The organism is Mesorhizobium sp. AA23 (assembly GCF_001672435.1).
GTDB lineage: Bacteria > Pseudomonadota > Alphaproteobacteria > Rhizobiales > Rhizobiaceae > Mesorhizobium.
This window is the reverse complement of record NZ_LYTP01000001.1, coordinates 108,519-125,936: the sequence shown is the minus strand read 5'-3', so window position 1 is coordinate 125,936 and position 17,418 is coordinate 108,519. Positions and strand designations below refer to the sequence as shown.

The 17,418-nt window shown below is 64.7% G+C and carries 14 protein-coding genes; 3 read left to right on the top strand and 11 right to left on the bottom strand.

Going from position 1 to position 17,418, the window contains the following annotated elements:
• The first annotated feature begins 14 nt into the window (after nt 1-14).
• Nucleotides 15-2,084: a response regulator gene (locus A9K66_RS00555; protein ID WP_067318802.1), complete on the top strand. Its 2,070-nt coding sequence runs from the start codon at nt 15-17 to the stop codon at nt 2,082-2,084.
• A gap of 9 nt (nt 2,085-2,093) precedes the next feature.
• On the opposite strand, the gene A9K66_RS00550 is transcribed toward A9K66_RS00555, so the two are convergent.
• From A9K66_RS00550 to A9K66_RS00515, 8 genes are all read right to left on the bottom strand, one after another.
• Complete coding sequence (locus A9K66_RS00550; protein WP_067003946.1) at nt 2,094-3,080, bottom strand: ABC transporter permease; 987 nt, start codon at nt 3,078-3,080, stop codon at nt 2,094-2,096.
• Nucleotides 3,077-4,063 carry an ABC transporter permease gene (locus A9K66_RS00545; RefSeq protein WP_067318800.1) on the bottom strand — a complete coding sequence of 329 codons (987 nt, stop codon included), beginning with the start codon at nt 4,061-4,063 and terminating at the stop codon, nt 3,077-3,079. Before A9K66_RS00545 ends, A9K66_RS00550 begins: the two co-directional genes overlap by 4 nt.
• Nucleotides 4,060-5,607 carry a sugar ABC transporter ATP-binding protein gene (locus tag A9K66_RS00540; RefSeq protein WP_067319611.1) on the bottom strand — a complete coding sequence of 516 codons (1,548 nt, stop codon included), beginning with the start codon at nt 5,605-5,607 and terminating at the stop codon, nt 4,060-4,062. Before A9K66_RS00540 ends, A9K66_RS00545 begins: the two co-directional genes overlap by 4 nt.
• 154 nt (nt 5,608-5,761) lie before the next feature.
• The gene (locus A9K66_RS00535) at nt 5,762-6,796 is read right to left on the bottom strand and encodes an ABC transporter substrate-binding protein (protein ID WP_067003942.1); all 1,035 of its coding nucleotides are present in this window, start codon (nt 6,794-6,796) and stop codon (nt 5,762-5,764) included.
• 69 nt (nt 6,797-6,865) lie between these two features.
• The gene (locus A9K66_RS00530) at nt 6,866-7,780 is read right to left on the bottom strand and encodes a sugar phosphate isomerase/epimerase (RefSeq protein ID WP_067318798.1); all 915 of its coding nucleotides are present in this window, start codon (nt 7,778-7,780) and stop codon (nt 6,866-6,868) included.
• 18 nt (nt 7,781-7,798) lie between these two features.
• Nucleotides 7,799-9,334 (bottom strand): mannitol dehydrogenase family protein, encoded by a 1,536-nt coding sequence (locus A9K66_RS00525; protein ID WP_245307339.1) that lies wholly within the window; start codon nt 9,332-9,334, stop codon nt 7,799-7,801.
• The gene (locus A9K66_RS00520) at nt 9,331-10,113 is read right to left on the bottom strand and encodes an SDR family oxidoreductase (RefSeq protein WP_067318794.1); all 783 of its coding nucleotides are present in this window, start codon (nt 10,111-10,113) and stop codon (nt 9,331-9,333) included. Before A9K66_RS00520 ends, A9K66_RS00525 begins: the two co-directional genes overlap by 4 nt.
• A 71-nt stretch (nt 10,114-10,184) precedes the next feature.
• Nucleotides 10,185-11,072, bottom strand: coding sequence for a MurR/RpiR family transcriptional regulator (locus tag A9K66_RS00515; RefSeq protein ID WP_067318792.1), 888 nt, complete (start codon nt 11,070-11,072; stop codon nt 10,185-10,187).
• 357 nt (nt 11,073-11,429) lie between these two features.
• Here A9K66_RS00515 and A9K66_RS00510 point away from each other — a divergent pair, with 357 nt between their 5' ends.
• Together A9K66_RS00510 and A9K66_RS00505 are read left to right on the top strand one after the other, a co-directional pair.
• Nucleotides 11,430-12,563, top strand: a complete 1,134-nt coding sequence (locus tag A9K66_RS00510) for a Gfo/Idh/MocA family oxidoreductase (RefSeq protein WP_067319609.1) — start codon at nt 11,430-11,432, stop codon at nt 12,561-12,563.
• 627 nt (nt 12,564-13,190) lie between these two features.
• Entirely contained in the window at nt 13,191-13,625 is a 435-nt protein-coding gene (locus A9K66_RS00505; RefSeq protein WP_067003930.1) for a hypothetical protein, read from the top strand.
• A gap of 225 nt (nt 13,626-13,850) precedes the next feature.
• Here A9K66_RS00505 and A9K66_RS00500 read toward each other — a convergent pair whose 3' ends face one another.
• From A9K66_RS00500 to A9K66_RS00490, 3 genes are all read right to left on the bottom strand, one after another.
• Nucleotides 13,851-15,041 (bottom strand): NADH-quinone oxidoreductase subunit D, encoded by a 1,191-nt coding sequence (locus tag A9K66_RS00500; protein ID WP_067004196.1) that lies wholly within the window; start codon nt 15,039-15,041, stop codon nt 13,851-13,853.
• A 70-nt stretch (nt 15,042-15,111) separates the two neighbouring features.
• Complete coding sequence (locus A9K66_RS00495) at nt 15,112-15,507, bottom strand: hypothetical protein (protein WP_067319606.1); 396 nt, start codon at nt 15,505-15,507, stop codon at nt 15,112-15,114.
• 111 nt (nt 15,508-15,618) lie between these two features.
• Nucleotides 15,619-17,226 carry an FGGY-family carbohydrate kinase gene (locus A9K66_RS00490; RefSeq protein ID WP_067318790.1) on the bottom strand — a complete coding sequence of 536 codons (1,608 nt, stop codon included), beginning with the start codon at nt 17,224-17,226 and terminating at the stop codon, nt 15,619-15,621.
• Between the last annotated feature and the right edge of the window lie 192 nt (nt 17,227-17,418).

Sequence of the window (17,418 nt, the reverse complement as noted above, 5' to 3'; positions counted from 1 at the left end):
GGCAGGTAAAAGGAATGGCCGCGATCGAGGCAGAAAGAAGCGAACCGGTCGAAGGATTGCGGGCACGCGTTCTCGCGGTCGATGACGACGAACGCAATCTGCTTGCCATCGCGGAGGTGCTTGGCGAAGTCGGCGAGGTCGTCTGCGCCCAGTCGGGTGAGGAAGCGCTGCGCTTCCTGCTCAAGGAAGATTTCGCCGTCATCCTGCTCGACGTGCTCATGCCGAACCTCGACGGCTACGAGACGGCCACGCTGATCCGCCGGCGTGAACGATCGAAAAACACGCCGATCATCTTCCTTACCGCGATCAGCAAGGAAGAGGCGCATATGCTGCGCGGCTATGACGTCGGCGCTGTCGACTACCTGTTCAAGCCGTTCGACCCGGTGATGCTTCGCTCCAAGGTTATGGTCTTCGTCGATCTTCATGAGAAGACGCGCGAGATCGAGCGAAACGCGGCGCGGGAGCAGCGGCTGCTCGAACAGGCGCTGAAGGCCAAGTCGGACAAACTCGATGCCGAGCGGGCGCTGCGCCATTCGGAAGCAAGGCAGGAGGCTATTCTTGCCTCGCTTCCAATTTGTTTTCATGCCCGCTCGGCTGAGGCGCCTTTCGCCGCAAGCTACGTCTCGAAAGGCGTCGAGCGGCTGACAGGGTTCCCGCCGAGCCGTTTCCTGTCCCATCCGGATTTCGGGCTCAGCCGGGTTCACCCCGACGATCGCGAGGAGGTAACCAGGTCGCTTTCGGCGGCATGCGAGACGGGGTCCTATGGCTGCGAATTTCGCTGGCGGTGCGCCAATGATGAATATCGCATCTTCTTCGATCGGGGCGTGATTTCCAAAGATGACGCTGGGCTCGAGTTGCTTGGCACCATGCAAGACATAACAGAGCAACGCCGCCTGGAGAGCCAGCTGCTGCAGTCGCAGCGGCTCGATGCGATCGGCAAACTGACCGGCGGACTCGCCCATGACTTCAACAACCTCCTCGCGGCGATCCTTTCCGGCCTAAGCCTGCTCGAGCGACAGCTGACGCTGGACGGCAACGCTACCAAGATCCTCGACATGACACGCCGCTCCGCCGGGCAAGGCAGGGATCTCGTCCAGCGCATGCTCGCTTTTTCGCGACGCCAGGACCTGAAGCCCGTGGCAGTACCCTTGTCGAGCCTTGGGGATACGATGAACGGGTTGGTTGCCCCGGTCCTTGGAGGCCTCGTGCGCTTCAAGTGGCTGGTGAGTGACGACACATGGCCCGTATATGTGGATGCGGCGCAGCTCGAGCTCGCCTTGATGAACCTCATCTTCAATGCGCGAGACGCAATGCCTTCGGGAGGCACGGTTCTCGTCCGAACGAGCAACCGCAGCGTCGGCCACGCGGGCGACGAACTGCCGGCCGGCGACTATGTGGTGGTCGCTGTCGAGGACACCGGGACCGGAATTGCCGGCGACATGATAAGCAAGGTGGTCGAGCCGTTCTTTACAACCAAGCCGATCGGGAAGGGCACGGGGCTGGGTCTCAGCACCGTCTATGGTTTCGCCAAGCAGTCGGGCGGCACGCTCAGGATAGAGAGCGAGGTGGACCGCGGCACCATCATAGAACTGTGGCTGCCCCGATCCAATCAGCCGCAGGATGTCACCGAGGCTATCGCTGTTGCCGGGGCAGAGGCTGTCGAGGCTGCCGACGCGGAGCGCGCCACGGCGGTTGGCGAACGATCACTGACCGTTCTGCTCATCGATGACAGCCACTCCTTGAGAGAAATGACGGCCATGTCGCTCAGGCAGTCCGGCTTCGAGGTCGTAGGGGCCTCCGGCGGAGCCGAAGCGCTTGCCGCCATTGAGAGAGAGCCGGATCGATTCGACGTGATCGTCACCGATTTTGCCATGCCCCTTATCTCGGGCATAGACGTGATCCGGTTTGCCCGCAATCTGCGTGCCGGCTGGCCCGCGGTTATGATCACCGGCTATGCGGATGCGGAGAAAATCGTGGAGCGCCCCCTCGATGTCGCGCTCGTCGGCAAGCCGTTCGACGAAAAAGACCTTGTTGTAGCCATACATGCCGCAGCGCGCGGCAAGCTAATCAACGCCTCGGCATAGCTTCCCCTGTTACCTGTCCTCGATGATCCTCAAATAGGCCGCGGTCACGAACAGGACGATGAAGCCGAAGAGGATGCGGCGGCCGCCTTCGGGCATATGCAGGATGGTGAGCAGCGTCGTCAGCACGGTCAGGATCAGCGCGCCGACAATGGTTCCCATATAGCCGCCGCGGCCGCCGAAGATCGAGGTGCCGCCGATGACGGCGGCAGCCACCGAAGGTAGCACCAGCGGCTCGGCGAGCGACAGCGAGGGCGCCTTGATCAGGCCGATATAGAGCAGGCCGGTGATGCCGGCGAGCAGGCTGGAGATGACATAGAGCGCCGTGATCACCTGCCAGTAGCGGACGCCCGAAAGCCGTGCAGCGCGCTCATTGTCGCCGACGGCGTAGAGCAGGCGGCCGAAGCCTGTACGGTTCAAGGTGAAGACGATCAGCACCGCCACCGGCACGAACAGGAAGAGCGCGTTGGGGAAGCCGTAGGTGAGACCGGTGCCGAGCCAGTTGAGGAAATCCGGAATCTTGGCGCCGGAGGCGATCACGGTGCGCTGGTAGACCTGCAGGAAGCCGGTGCCGATCAGGCTGGTGCCGAGCGTCATGATCAGCGGATGGACGCGGAAGACGCCGACGCCGACGCCGTTGACGAGGCCGATCAGCACCGCCGGCAGCATGGCGAGGATGAAAGCCACCGTCGGATCCTGGTTGACGATTTGCGTCGCCATGATGAAGGCGCTCATCGTCGCCACCGTGCCGACCGAGAGGTCGATGCCGCCGGTGAGCATCGTCATGGTCTGACAACCGGCGAGGATTGCCAGCGGAATGGCGAACTTGGCGGTGTTGGCGATCCAGCGCTCGTTGACGATCCCGGGGCGAAGAACCTGCAGGATCAGCACCAGTATGACGAGCAGGATGATCAGGGGAATGAGCGGCCGGTCCGCCATGAAGCGCTTCAGGCGGCGGCCGAGCGAGACCGGCTGGGGCATGGTCGCGCTGTTCGTCATGGTGTTGCTCCTGCCGGGCGGCCCCGGATGGTGATGAAGGCGCCGAACATCACCACGGCGACCATGATCGCGCCCTCGATGATGGCCGTGACGTTGGGATCGATGGCCAGAAGCGTCAGGTCGGTGCGCACCAGCCTGAGCACGAAGACGGCGATGATCGGCCCGAGCAGCCCACCCTTGCCGCCACCGAGCGCGACGCCGCCCAGCACCACCGCCGCGACGCTGGCCAGCAGATAGGGACCGGGGATCGGCGCGCCGATGCCGGTGCTGATGGTGAGCGACAGCCCGCCAAGTGCTGCGAACAGGCCGGAGAGCGCGTAAGCGACGATCCTGGTGAGGGCCACCGGCACACCGCTGCGGAAGGCGGCGAGCTCGTTGCTGCCGATGGCGTAGATGGAGAGGCCAAGCCGCGAGCGCCTGAGCGGGATCCAGATGACGAAGAGGCAGACAAGCAGCAGCACCAGCGCCTTCGGGACCCAGGCATCGGCCCAATCCGGCATGCCGGGGATCGGCATGGTGCCGACGACGGTGGCCTTCAGCCACTCGGCGGCTGCGCCGCCGGGCGCGTCAAGCACCAGAAGCGCCGCGCCTTGCAGAACGAAGAGCGTGGCTAAAGTAACCACGATATCCGGCACTCGGGTCACCACGATCAGGAGGCCGTTCAGCGCGCCGAGCACAAGGCCCATGGCCAGCACGAAGGGCACGACGAAGTACGCATATTCCTCGCTGGCGCCGTTCATCATCGAGGCGGCGGTGACGCTGGTCAGCGCCATCATGGCGGCAACCGAGAGGTCGATGCCGCCGGCGATGACCACCACAGTCTGCGCCGCGACGGCGAAGGCGTAGGGCAGAACCGCCCGCGCCAGCGAGCCGAAGTCGCCGCTGCCGTAGCCCGGCTGGATCAGCTTGGTGACGACGAACAGGAATACGAGCAGGGCGAGCAGGCCGGCGACCCAGCCCTGGCGGCGCAGGAAGCGCATCATGGCGCGGCCTCCGCGTCGGACGTTGGCCTGACATCGGCAAGGATGCCGACATCCGCCCTGGCGCCGCGCGGCAGGCCGTAGGCGGCCCGCATCAGAGCCGGCTCGTCGGCGAGCTCGACCGGGAAGGTGTCGACGACACGGCCGCCGAAGATGACGATGACGCGGTCGCAGACACGCTGCACTTCCTCCAGCTCGGATGTGTAGAAGAGGACCGATTTGCCGAGGCCGGCGAGCTCGCGCAGCAATTTGTAGATTTCCTGCTTGGTGCCGACATCGATGCCGCGCGTCGGGTCGAAGCAGAGGATGGTGCGGGCATCTGCCGCGATCCAGCGGGCAATCGTCACCTTCTGCTGGTTGCCGCCGGAAAGGCGCTGCACCTCGCCCTGCGCGCGGGTGTCGATCTGCAGCCGGGCGATGGCGCTTGAAACCACCATATGCTCCCGGCGCACCTTGATCGGTCCCCATTTGCGCAGCGCAGCGCTGAAAGGCAGCGCGATGTTCTCGCGCACCGAACGCTGCATGGCTAAAGCCTCTGTGCGGTCACCCGGCACGTAGGCGAGGCCGGCCTGGATGGCATCGCTTGGATGGAAGAACTTCACCGGCGCGCCATCGACGGCGATCGTGCCGCCGGCCGGGCGGATCGAGCCGGCAAGGGCGGCGAAGAGCTCGTCCTGGCCCTGGCCCTCGAGCGCGACGACGCCGGCCACCTCGCCATTGGCGAGATCGAAAGAGACGTCATGCAGCTTCGTGCCGAGCTGCAGGTTGCGGACCGAAAGCCGAGGGTGGCTGTCCTTCACGACCGGCGCTTCGCTTGCCGTGCGCGCCGCGGCGACGCTGGTCTTCTCGATACGGGCGCCAAGCATCATCTCGACGATCTTTTCCTCGACGCCGGGCTCGATGTCGACCACGCCGACGGTTGCGCCGTCGCGCAGCACTGTGGCTCGGTCGCACAGCGCCGAGATCTCGACGAAACGGTGCGAGATGAAGATGACCGAGCGGCCGCTGTCGCCCTGGCGGCGCACGACTTCCAGCACTTTTTCGGCAAGGTTGGCGGGCAGCGCGGCCGTCATCTCGTCGAGCAGCAGAACGTCGGGCTCGGCGGCGAGCGCGCGCGCTAGGTCGAGCACACGCAGGACGGCCAGCGGAATGTCGCGCGCGGTCTCGCGTATGTCGAGGTTCGGAATGCCGAGCTCGCGCACCCAGGCGCGGAACGGCTCGACCGGTGTGCCGGTGAGCCTGAGATTGGAAAGCACATCGAGGTCGGGGATCAGCGCCGGTTCCTGGTAGACCGGCAGCAGGCCGGCGCGACGCGCGGCGGCCGGAGAGCGGACATCGCGCGCCTCGCCGCGGATCAGGATGCGGCCGGCATCCGCCGGGATCGCACCGGTCAGGATCTTAACAAGGGTCGACTTGCCGGCGCCGTTGGCGCCCATCAGCGCATGCACTTCGCCCGGCAGCACCGATAACGATGCGTCACGCAGCGCCGACACCGCGCCGTAATTCTTCGCCACGCCGGTGGCGTCCAGCAATGTATTGTTCGGCAATTCGTTCGTCGTCAAAACCAGCGTTCTCGCATCAAGCGCCAAGGACGGCAGGTTCGCACCTGCCGTCCCGGCGACCTTATCTGCCGCAGTTCCTTATCGCAAAAACCGTAGGATGCTTTTTGCGAAATCTGCGGAGTTGAAGTCGCTCAGGCGACTATTCGCCCGGACCCTTGCAGGCGACGATCTGCTCCTTGGTGTAGGTGGTCCAGTCCGGAATCGAGATCGAGACCGGCCATTCGGGGCTGAGCGACGGATCGGCGGCCGCCTTCAGCTTGGCCTTGCCTTCCTCCGTGACATTTTCCCAGAGCTGCGGCTCGACCAGAACGGTTTGCTGCGCCGGCTTCTTGCCGTCGAGGATCTGCAGTGCGAGCGTGACGCCGGCGCCGCCGATCGAGCCGGGATTGGTGACGGCAGCGCCGACCAGACCCTTGACCGTGTTCAACTGGCCGACGAAGCCGGCATTGTCGGCGCCGACAACCGGCACCATCGGCGCCTGCTGCTCGACCAGAGCGTCGACGATGACGTTGTCGATGCCGGAGGTCCAAATGCCGTTGATCGGCGTTCCGGTGGCGAGGAAGGACAGGATCTGCTGCTTGGCCTGGTCCTGCTGCCAGCCGGTGAAGACTTCCTGCGCGACCTTCACGTCGGGGAATTCGGCCAGCGCCTTCTTGAAGCCCTTGTCGCGGTCGCTGTCGGCGGAAGCACCGGCGGCGCCGCGCATGTACAGCACCTCGCCCTTGCCGCCCATCTGCTGGAACAGCCACTTGGCGCCGAGATAGGCATACTGTTCCTGGTTGTTGGAGATGATGTATGCGGACGGCTCGGTCACCGCCTGGTCGACAGCGACGACGACGATACCCGCCTTGGTGGCTTCCTCCAGACCGGCCTTGATGCCGGCCGGATCGGCCGGGTTGACGACGATGGCGTTTACCTTGGCGCTGATCAGATTGCGGATGTCCTCGAGCTGGCCGGCGGCGTCGGTGTTGCGGTGGGCGATGTTGAGCTTCGCCACTTCGCCGGAGGCGAGCGCCTGGGCCTTCATGGCGCAGATCATTTCCTCACGCCAGCCATTGCCCTGCACGGTGTTGGAGATGCCGATCGTGTATTTGCCTTCGGCGGACGACACGCCCACCGAAGCAAGCAAGGCAGCGCCGGCAAGCAGCGGGGCCATGGTCAGGTATTTCTTCATTTCAGTACTCCTCCACATTGATTTCAGTTCCTGGGCTCCGAAGCGATCGAAGCCCTAGCCGTTTGCCCCTCATTTGACGAAGGGGCGCAGCACGTCGCGAGCCAGCAGAAAACCGCGCTTGACCTTCTCGTCGCTTCCCTCGAACCGGCGGTCCTCATGCTCGATGACCACCGGCCCGTCATATCCGGCCCGGTAAAGGCCCGAAAAGATGCTGCTCCAGTTGATGTCGCCAAGCCCCGGCATGCGTGGCACCTGCCAGCCTATGCCTGCGGAAAGGATCCCGCGCTCATACAAACCATCATGATCGATCATCAGGTCCTTGGCATGCACATGCAGCATGTGCGGGCCGAACTCGCGGATGAAGCGTTCCTTGTCGATCATCTGCCAGACGAGATGCGAGGGGTCGAAATTCATGCCGACGTCGCCGCCCCAGGCCTCGAGAATCCGGCGCCAGACATAGGGCGAATAGGCGATGTTGTGTCCGCCCGGCCATTCGTCATAGCTGAAGATCATCGGGCAGTTCTCGAAGGCGAGCTTGACGCCGTGCTCGCGCGCGTAGGCGATGATCGCGGGCCAGATTTTCTGCGCGGCCTGCCAGTTGTCGTCGACAGTCTTCGAGGCGTCGCCGCCGCAGAAGGTGTTGACGAGCGAGACACCCATTCGGCTTGCCAGCACGATCACCTTCTTCAGGTGATCGATCACCGCATCGCGATGCGCCTGATCGGGATGCAACGGATTGGGATAGAAACCGAGACCGGAGATCGTCAGGCCCTTGCCGGCGAGCTCGGCGGCAATGTCCTTGGCTTGCGCGGGGGAGGTGCCGGCGGCGTCGATATGGCTGGTGCCGGCATAGCGGCGGCTGGCGCCCGAAGTCTTCGGCCAGCAGGCGATCTCGAGCGCTTCGAAGCCGGCCGAGTTCGCCCAGTCGGCGACATCGCCGAGGGCAGTATCCGGAAATGGTGCCGTGAGCAGTCCAAGCTTCATGATGCCTCCCGCTTCGTACTATGCAGATCGTGCTGGTTGCTTCAACCGTGCATCTGTTGGATCAGCGCACACATGTCTGACAAAGGCCATCGGATCATCTGACAGCAAACCATCGAGGCTGGTGACGACATTTGCATGGAACATGTCGCTGGCGGCAAGTGACGGATGGAAGATGGCTTCGACGGCAAGGATTGCATTGGCAAGGGCCCTGCTGTCCGAACCAACGCGATCGGCGATGGCCGCAATCTTTTCGGCAAAAGGATCGGACACCTGCCAGGCGCGGCCGAAGCGCGACGATGCCTTGATCAGATAGGCCATCCAGCCCGCGACCGGAACCGACAGCAGCGCGATGCTTTGGCCCTTAGCCAGGCGATCACTGACCGGGTTGAGCAGGCGCTGGACGATCTTCTGCGAGCCGTCGGTAGCAATCTGGTGATTGCGGTGGCGGATCGCCGTGTTGGCGAGGCGCGAAAGGCTTTGCTCGACATAGGCCGACGGCGAGATGCCGGGCACGGGCATCAGCGTCGGCAGCGTCTCTTCCGTCAGCATGCGGCGGACGAAGGTGGCAAGCAACGGGTCGGCCATGGCGTCCGATGTGTGCTCGAAGCCGCCCAAAACGCCAAGATAGCTGAGCGTCGTCTGGGCGCCGTTCAGCACCCGCATCTTGAGATGCTCGAACGGCGTGACGTCGTCTACGAAAGCGGCGCCGATGCGGTCCCAGCGCGGCACGCGGCCGGCGAAGCGGTTCTCGATCACCCATTGCCGAAAGCGCTCGCCGACGACGACGGCGCTGTCGCGATAGCCGAAGCGCTGCTCGACCGTCTCGATATCGGCCTCGGTCGTTGCCGGCGCGATGCGGTCGACCATGGCCGAGGGGAAGGCGATATTGGCGGCGATCCAGTCCGCCAAGCCGTTGCCGCGCCGCTCGGCGAATGTCTGCACGACATTGCCGAGGATAGTGCCGTTGGCCGGGATGTTGTCGCAGGAAAGCAGCGTCACCGGGCGGCCATGCGAGCCCATGCGCAGCTCAAGCGCTCGTGCCAGGATGCCGGGCACGCTGCGCGGGGCCTCGGGGTTGGCGAGGTCGTGGACAATGTCGGGATGGTCTAGGTCGAGCGCGCCGCTCGACGGGATGTGGCAATAGCCCTTTTCGGTCACCGTCATCGTGACCATCTCGATATCGGGCGAGGCGAGCACCTCGAGTGCGGGCGCGGCGCTGTGCTGGCTGTCGACCACACGGACGATGCTGCCGATGACGCGGGCCTCGATCTCGTTGTTCTGACGGATGAGCCGCGTATAGAGGCCGTCCTGCCGGCCGAGCGTCGCGGCGAGCACGGGAGGCCGGATGTTGATGCCGACCAGTCCCCAGCGGTCGAAATCGTCCGCCAGGAGGTCATCGGTGTATTCAGCCTGGTGGCAGCGGTGAAAGGCGCCGACGCCGATATGGGCAATGCCCGGCTGCAGCGCCGAGCGAGCGTAAGCCGGTCTGCGGACTTCAGGCGGCACAACGCCGAGCAGGGCGGGGCCGAGATTGGCGGAGGGTGAGATGCTCACCGGTTCGCTCCGATCACCCATTGCTCCTGGTCGATCAGCGCGCCGGTCATCGGCCCGGCCGCGTCGGAAAGCAGGAAGACGGCGAGGTTCGCTACGTCGGCAACGGAGAGTAGCCGGCCGAAGGGCTGCGCGGCATTGGCCGCGTCTAGCCAGCCCGGGCCGTGGCCGAGCGTTTCGGCCTGCATGACGCGTTCGGCGGGCGTGTCGGTCCAGCCGACATTGATGCCGTTGACGCGGATGCGATCGAAGCGGTGCGCGTTGGCGGCATTCTTGGTCAGCGTCGCCAGAGCGCCCTTGGTGGCGGAATAGACGGCGAGGTCCGGCGCGCCGCAATGCGCATTGATCGACAGGATGTTTACGATGGCGCCGCCTTGTCCGCGCTTTTTCATGTCGGCGATCGCCGCCTGCATCAGGAAGAAAGGCGCACGCGCATTGACGGCGAACAATGATGTCCAGTCGTCGAGGCCGGCATCGACGAAGGAGGCCCGGTCGGTCAGAGCCCCTGCATTGACCAGCCCGTCGATGCGGCCGAAGCGCTCGGTGCATGCGGCGGCGAGCAGGGCCGGAGTCTCCGGGTCGCCGAGGTCGGCTGCCAGGAAAGCGGACGGCGCCCCGATCGCCGACAGTTCCGCCGCGACCGCGTCGCCGCGCTGCCGGTTGCGGCCGGTGATCAGCAAACCTTCGGCGCCGGAACGGGCGGCCGTCCAGGCAATCGCGCGGCCGATGCCTTGGGTCGAACCGGTGATCAACAAGACCTTGCCGTCGAGCCGAACCTCCATTCCTCCTCCCGGAACAAAGTTTCTATTTTCTCGAATATGGAACGACAGTTCCTTGCAGTCAACTGCGCCGATCAACCTGTCCGCCGCGCGACGACGCCGTGGACCAAAGCCATGCCGACGGCGAGCGAAGCGGCGAGCGAGCGGAAGCCTGCGAAGTCCTGTTCCACCACTTCCAGCCAGGTGTGGGAGAGTTTCGCCAGCGGTGAGAAGGTGCTGTCGGTGATGGCGACGATGCGTGCTCCGCGATCATGGGCGAGGGCGACCAGGTCTGGCGTGATCGAGTTGTAAGGGCTGAAGGAAACGGCGAGCACCGCGTCGCACTGGCGTATGCAGCCGACCTGATCGAGCGCGGTCGAGCCGACATTGTCGACCAAGACGTTGCGCACGCCCTGCTGCGACAGCGTCAGCGACAGATAGGTGGTGACCGGGAAAGCGCGCTTGCTGCCGATCACGTAGATCAGCTCGGCTCCCGCCAGCAGGTCGGCCATCTTCTCGAAGCTGTCGGTGTCGAAACCATTGCCGATGCGGTTGAGAGAAGCCTGCGAGGCGCCGACCATGCCGTTGAGGAAATGCAAGTCGGCGTGGGGTTCGGCTGCTGCCGGTTCCTTGTTGTCGCGCGTGCGTCCTTCCGGCCAGGAGCCTTTCAAATGGTCCTTGAACAGGCCCTGGAAGTCGGAAAAGCCGGCATAGCCGAAGATCTGCGCGAAGCGTACCAGCGTCGAGGGCTGCACGCCTGCCTGCGCCGCCACCTGAGCGATGGTGCCGAGCGCAACGTCGCTCGGATGCTGCCATAGGAAGATGGCGACCTGGCGCATCCTTTTCGGGAAATGCACGGTGCCGGAAGAGAGCACCGCGCGCAGCTCCTCATAGGTTTGTGGTTTCGTGTAGCCAAGTGCCGCCAGCGAACGGCCGCGTTTACGGGGAACGCTCTCGCCGGGTGAGGTTCGTGCGCCGCTCATAAGATGGGCCGGATTTGAGCTGTTGTACGTGAGGCGACCCGAACTTGCGGTGAAGATCGCGAGTCGCCGACGGTTGGAAAAAGGGGAGAATTCAAAACCTGAAGCGATTGTCTTGCTTCCATGGCCTCGACAAGCCGGCAGGTAGCCATGCGACGCTTCACCATTCGAACTCTCCTCCACCAGTCTCGCATAAGGCTAGTGCGGCACGATCGTTTTACAAAACAAAATTTGGAAAGGCTGTTCGAAATTGGCGAGGCGCCTCCTATAGTCCCTGTGCTGGACGGCATTCGGGAGGACCCGAACCATGGTCTACGCGCAACCGCTGACGGAACCTTCCGCAGGCGCCTGACGGTCGGCATGGTCGGCCGCGGTCGCAACGCCTTCATCGGCGCGGTTCATCGGTTGGCCATGCGGCTCGACGACCAGATCGCGCTGGTGGCGGGTGCGCTGTCCTCGGATGCCGAGAACGCCGCGGCATCGGCCGCTGAGATCGGCATCGCGCCGGAGCGCAGCTATGACGACTACCATGCGATGGCAAAGGCCGAAGCGGCGCGGACGGACGGCATCGAGGCGGTGGTCATCGTCACGCCCAACCATCTGCATGCGCCGATCGCCACTGCTTTCCTAGAAGCCGGCATCGACGTCATCTGCGACAAGCCGCTGTCGACAACGCTTGCCGAGGCTGAGGCGTTGGTGGCGCTGACGAAAGCCAAGAAGCGCCGCTTCCTCGTCACATTGAACAACACCGGTTACGCCATGGCGCGGCAGGCGCGCGAAATGGTGGCAGCGGGCGAACTCGGCCGCATCCTGTCCGTGCACGGTGCCTACATCCAGGACTGGCTGACGCAGCCGATCGACGCGCAAGGCCAGAAGCAGGCCGAATGGCGCACCGACCCTGCGCGCGCCGGGCAATCGGCGGTGCTTGCCGACATCGGCGTGCACGCCTTCAACCTGGCGAGCTTCATCTCCGGCTTCGAGGCTGACGCCGTATCGGCGGACCTTTTCACCGCCGTGCCAGGTCGTCGCCTCGACGACAACGCGCATGTCCTCGTGCGCTGGACCGGCGGGGCGCGCGGCACCATCCTCGCCAGCCAGACTTCGCCCGGCCACTACAACGATCTCTCGGTGCGCATCTATGGCGACCGGGCCGGGCTCGAATGGTCGGGCACGCGGCCGGAGGAACTGCGCTTCGCGCCGTATGGCGAGGAGGCACGCACGCTGGTGCGCGGCGGCCACGGCTCGACGACGGAAGCCCGGCGCGTCTCGCGCATGCCGGCGGCGCATCCCGAGGGCTATATCGAGGCCTTCGCCAATTTCTACCGCGATGCCGCCGACATCATCCGCGCGCATCGAGCGGGCGCTGCGGTCGATGTTGCGCGCGCGGCGCAGGTGCCGGACGTCGTCGACGGCGCTCGTGGTGTGAAGTTCCTGGCGGCGGCAGTGGAGTCGAACGCGGCCGGAGGAGCCTGGACGCCGGCGCGGTTTGAATAGACGCCGGCTTGGTGCTTTGAATCGTTCAATCCGCTTTACAATGCGGGGCGGCGCGACCGGCCGACGTGTGGCCAATCAGCCGAGCGGCCGAGGTCGGCCTCATCGATGATGTCCCGCACCGATATGGCCTCGTGGCCCTGCACCGAGCGCACCCGAGTGCTTGGGAGGCACGTCGTTCTCATCCGGATTGGGAACGGGTTCCTCGTCCGGCAGCCTCTCCGGATCTGGTTCGCGCATCGGTTTTGGGTCGGGAAACGGCGGCGGCGTGGGGACCGGCGTTGGCGTGGGGTCGGGAGTGGGGAGAATAGCCATAAGGTGGTCCCTCGTTGCGCTGGCAGAGCAGTCCGCGAGATGCGGTTTGGGCAACCGGTATCTGCCCGACCAGAACATGATGGGTAGAGCCGCCTCATCCGACGCTTCATCGACACCTGATCACCGGCGGCTGACGCATGGCAGAACGGCCTCGACCGGGGATGGTTCCACAGCGATCCCGCCGCGCTTCGGCGGGGTCGGACACGAATGACGATCAAATGATTTCCCGTCGCCCATTTCGCCCTTGCCGGCGCCATGCAGCGCCTTAGTTCCGTTTGCGGGGCGGGTGATCATCTGCCGACATAGGAGGCGGCCTTGAAGCACCAAACCGTAGACCAACTCAATGCCGTTGCCGACGTTCATGCTGAAGCAGCGGTTCTCATCGCCAGTCGTGGCCAACGCCTCGAACGCTGGGCGCAACTTCTCGAGCAGGATCCCGGCCGGCGCCTTATGGCGCTTGCGGGCACCGAATACGCCACACCCGACGTGCGCGAAAAGATGCGTTCCACCGGATCGCCGATTACTGTCGCCTTCGAAGACCCGATCTTTCGTGCTCAGGGCCTGAAGGACGACACCTACGGCGAAGCAAAGCGCTTCTTCGAACTCAGCGACTGGCAACTGCACGAGGTCGTCTGCCATTGCCATGTCGGCGCCAATCTGCCGGCACGCTGGGCGGCGTCCCGCGTTCGCGCGGCCATCTCTCCAGGCTCGGGCATTCTTGCCTGGCTGAGATCGGTGTTCATGCACTAAGACGACTGCCGCGGTTCGAAGAACCGCGGCAAGTTCAATCCTTATCGGAGACGGAGGGGAGTTGTCCCCAGCCGTCGGTAGCTAGAGCGATTCACCGTTTTGCGAGAACGTCGAACCGCTCTATCTTTTTGCTTTCGCTCATTCTGCTGTTGATGCAATTCCCCGCGGGAAGTTTGGGACTGTGTCTGGAATTTGCTCTTAGGGCTGCCCGCGCCGCACCTCCACTCAGCGATCGATCTCTCCGAACACGATATCCAGCGATCCGATGATGGCCGCGACATCGGCGATCATGTGCCCGCGCGACAGGAAGTCCATCGCCTGAAGGTGGGCGAAAGACGGCGCACGTATCTTGCAGCGGTACGGAACATTGCTGCCGTCAGAGACAAGATAGACGCCGAATTCGCCTTTGGGCGCCTCCACCGCGGCGTAGACCTCGCCCTGCGGCACATGATGGCCTTCGGTGTAGAGCTTGAAATGGTGGATCGTCGCCTCCATGGAACGCTTCATGGTGGCGCGCGGCGGCGGCGTGATCTTCTGGTTCGGTACGGCGACCGGGCCGTGCCCGTCGGGCAAGCGCAGCTTCTCCAGACATTGCCTCATGATCCTAACCGACTGCCGCATCTCCTCCATGCGCACGAGATAGCGGTCGTAGCAGTCGCCGTGCTTGCCGACCGGAATGTCGAAATCCATTTCGGGATAGCATTCATAGGGTTGCGCCTTGCGCAAATCCCAGGCCGCGCCCGAGCCGCGCACCATCGGGCCGGAGAAACCCCAGGCCCAGGCATCGTCCTGTCCGATCACGCCGACGTCGACATTGCGCTGCTTGAAGATACGGTTTTCGGTCAGGAGTTCATCGAGATTGCTCAAAGTTCCCAGGAACGGATCACAGAAATTCCAGATGTCGTCGAGCAACTCTCCCGGCAGATCCTGATGCACGCCGCCGACCCTGAAATAGTTGGCATGCATGCGCGCGCCCGACGCGCGCTCATAAAAGACCATCAGCTTCTCCCGCTCGGCGAAGCCCCAGAGCGGCGGCGTCAGCGCGCCAATATCCATCGCCTGCGTGGTGACGTTGAGCAGGTGCGACAACAGCCGGCCGATCTCGCAAAACAGGACGCGGATAAGCTGTCCGCGCCGGGGAACCGATATTTCGAGCAGCTTCTCGGCGGCGAGGCAGAAGGCATGCTCCTGGTTCATCGGCGCCACATAGTCGAGCCGGTCGAAATAGGGCAGGGCCTGCAGATAGTTCTTGTATTCGATCAGCTTCTCGGTGCCGCGGTGGAGCAGGCCGATATGCGGATCGGCGCGGTCGACGATCTCGCCGTCGAGTTCCAGCACCAGCCTGAGCACACCATGCGCCGACGGGTGCTGCGGTCCGAAGTTGAGCGTGAAGTTGCGAATTGCGGTTTCGGCCATGGCGGCCTCTTCGCGGACTCTCATTTTGTTTGGCCGCTGCAGTCGGGTCAACCGCCCGCGGCGCCGCTGATCATGTCGTGGTCTGGATGATCAGCGTCAGCGTGCCGTCGCCGTCGATGTTGGCCGCGACGACCTGCGAGGAATTCAGCCCGTTCGCATGCAGCACCGATACCGCCTCGGGCGAGGCATCGATCGATTTCTGCAGCTTGGCCAGGTCCGTGGCGGTTGTCCTGGTGACCACGGCTTCGGCCTGGACCTTGATCTCCGCGGGCAGGTCCTCCATCGCCACCACCACGACGTTGGTAACGGTCTGGCCGGAACTTGGCGGATCGGGTTGCACCTGGTCGAGCCGAGGTTGTTCAGCCGGGGGCAGAACCTGGGGCGATTGCGGATCGGCGTGTTGAGCCGAGACCGACTGCGCCAGGGCAAGGGTCGAAAGAGCGAGCATCATCGTCAATGTCCGCATCGTCTTTCCTTCCATGTATCGAAGTCTGACGACACAACCCCTCCGCCCGGCGATGGTTCCGGCCCAAGAGGGCAAGTGACGGTGAATGTTGGCGGGCGACGGCTGGATATCTCACACAGCCAAAACTGACAGCGCAGCAGCCTGCAGGCGTTCGAACGCGGCAAAGCGCCCGTCGTGGCAGGCAGCGAGCGCGGCGTTCGGCGAATAGACCTCGCCCACCTCGGACATCGCCGCCATGGCCGCGCGAAGGCCGGAGTGGCGCCCGGCGGCCACGGCGCCGAGCATCGCTGAGCCGAGCAGCACCGGCTCGGGGGACGTTGGCGCGTAGACCACCTTGCCGGTGGAGTCGGCGATGAGCTGCCGCACGAGCGGGCTCTGCCCTGCGCCGCCGCTGATGGCGATCGCGTCGATCTTGATGCCGCGGCCATGCATGGCCGCCAGGATCTGGCGGGCGCCATAGCCGAGGCCGCAGAGGCCGGCGACATAGAGCGCGACGAGACTGTCGGCCCCGGTCGCCATGTCCAAGCCGGCGATCAGTCCGCGCGCGTCGGGATTGGCCAAGGGGGCACGATTGCCTAGAAATTCGGGAACGACATGCAGGCCGCCGACCAGTCTGTCCGCCTTCGCCGCACCGCCATGCCGCTCCGCCTCCTGCGCCAGCCACTGGCTGAGGTTCTGGCCGCCTCGCGCCGCGATCCCGGCCAGCTCGACGGCGGCGGGGTGCATGCCGACCAGGCGATCGATGGCGGCGCCTGCGGCCGACTGGCCGCCTTCGTTCAGCCACAGCCCCGGCACCATGGCAGAGAAATAGGGCCCCCACACGCCCGGCACGAAAGCCGCCTGCTCGGTCGTCGTCATGGTGCAGGCCGAAGTGCCGAAGACATAGGCCATACGCGTGGTCACATCGCCGGCGCCGCCGCGCGCGCCGACCGAGCCGATGCCGCCGGCATGCGCATCGATCATGCCGGCGGCGACCGGCGTTCCGGGCAAAAGGCCAAGCTCGGCCGCCGCCTCGCTCGTCAAGCCGTTGGGGAGCGCGCTCCCCGGCGCCACGACCTCGGTGCCGATCCGGGCAAATTCCTCATCCGCGAGCGCGCCGAGCCCGACCTTGCGAAAATAGCCATCATCCCAGCGTGCCTCATGCGCGAGATAGGTCCATTTGCAAGTCACCGTGCAGGTCGAGCGCGCCAGGCTGCCGGTGGCGCGCCAGGTGAGGAAATCGGCGAGATCCATGAACTGCCATGCCGCGGCGAAGGTCCGCGGCATGTTCTCGGCGAGCCATAAGAGCTTCGGGGTTTCCATCTCGGGCGAGATGGTGCCGCCGACATAGCGCAGCACGTCCTCGCCGGTGCCGTTGATCCTGCGCGCCTGCTCGGTGGCGCGGTGGTCCATCCAGACGATGATGTTGCGCTCGGGATCCCCTGACGGGCTGACCGTCAGCGGCTCGCCACCCGGCCCTAGAACGACAAGCGAGCAGGTGGCGTCGAAGCCGATGCCATGCACCGACTGCGCCGAGATGCCGGCAAGCGACACCGCCTCGCGGACGGTCGTAGCAACGGCGCGCCAGATGTCTTTACTCGATTGCTCGACGATATGGCCTTCGGCATGCCAGGTGGCGATGTCGGCCTTGGCTGACGCAAGCATGGCGCCCGCTTCGTCGAAGACGCCCGCGCGGGCACTGCCGGTGCCGATGTCGATGCCGATGAAATGACTGCTCATGACTTCAGATCCTTCGCCCGATCCGTTCGGTTGCTATAGGTCATTGCTTTGCGGCAGGATGACAAGGTCGCGGACGGTGATGTCACCTTCGTTCCCTATCGGTGTTGCCGTTTCGGCTAGCGGCGCAGGCAAAGCTTTGCCTTGCCGCGCACGTTTGCCCATGCCAATTCGACGCCGCTGCTTGTCGTGCCG

Excerpts from the sequence above, each read along its gene's own strand:
- A9K66_RS00555 (WP_067318802.1), top strand. The coding sequence starts at position 15 with ATGGCCGCGATCGAGGCAGAAAGAAGCGAACCGGTCGAAGGATTGCGG.
- A9K66_RS00550 (WP_067003946.1), bottom strand. The coding sequence starts at position 3,080 with ATGACGAACAGCGCGACCATGCCCCAGCCGGTCTCGCTCGGCCGCCGC.
- A9K66_RS00545 (WP_067318800.1), bottom strand. The coding sequence starts at position 4,063 with ATGATGCGCTTCCTGCGCCGCCAGGGCTGGGTCGCCGGCCTGCTCGCC.
- A9K66_RS00535 (WP_067003942.1), bottom strand. The coding sequence starts at position 6,796 with ATGAAGAAATACCTGACCATGGCCCCGCTGCTTGCCGGCGCTGCCTTG.
- A9K66_RS00530 (WP_067318798.1), bottom strand. The coding sequence starts at position 7,780 with ATGAAGCTTGGACTGCTCACGGCACCATTTCCGGATACTGCCCTCGGC.
- A9K66_RS00520 (WP_067318794.1), bottom strand. The coding sequence starts at position 10,113 with ATGGAGGTTCGGCTCGACGGCAAGGTCTTGTTGATCACCGGTTCGACC.
- A9K66_RS00515 (WP_067318792.1), bottom strand. The coding sequence starts at position 11,072 with ATGAGCGGCGCACGAACCTCACCCGGCGAGAGCGTTCCCCGTAAACGC.
- A9K66_RS00510 (WP_067319609.1), top strand. The coding sequence starts at position 11,430 with ATGGTCGGCCGCGGTCGCAACGCCTTCATCGGCGCGGTTCATCGGTTG.
- A9K66_RS00500 (WP_067004196.1), bottom strand. The coding sequence starts at position 15,041 with ATGGCCGAAACCGCAATTCGCAACTTCACGCTCAACTTCGGACCGCAG.
- A9K66_RS00495 (WP_067319606.1), bottom strand. The coding sequence starts at position 15,507 with ATGCGGACATTGACGATGATGCTCGCTCTTTCGACCCTTGCCCTGGCG.
- A9K66_RS00490 (WP_067318790.1), bottom strand. The coding sequence starts at position 17,226 with ATGAGCAGTCATTTCATCGGCATCGACATCGGCACCGGCAGTGCCCGC.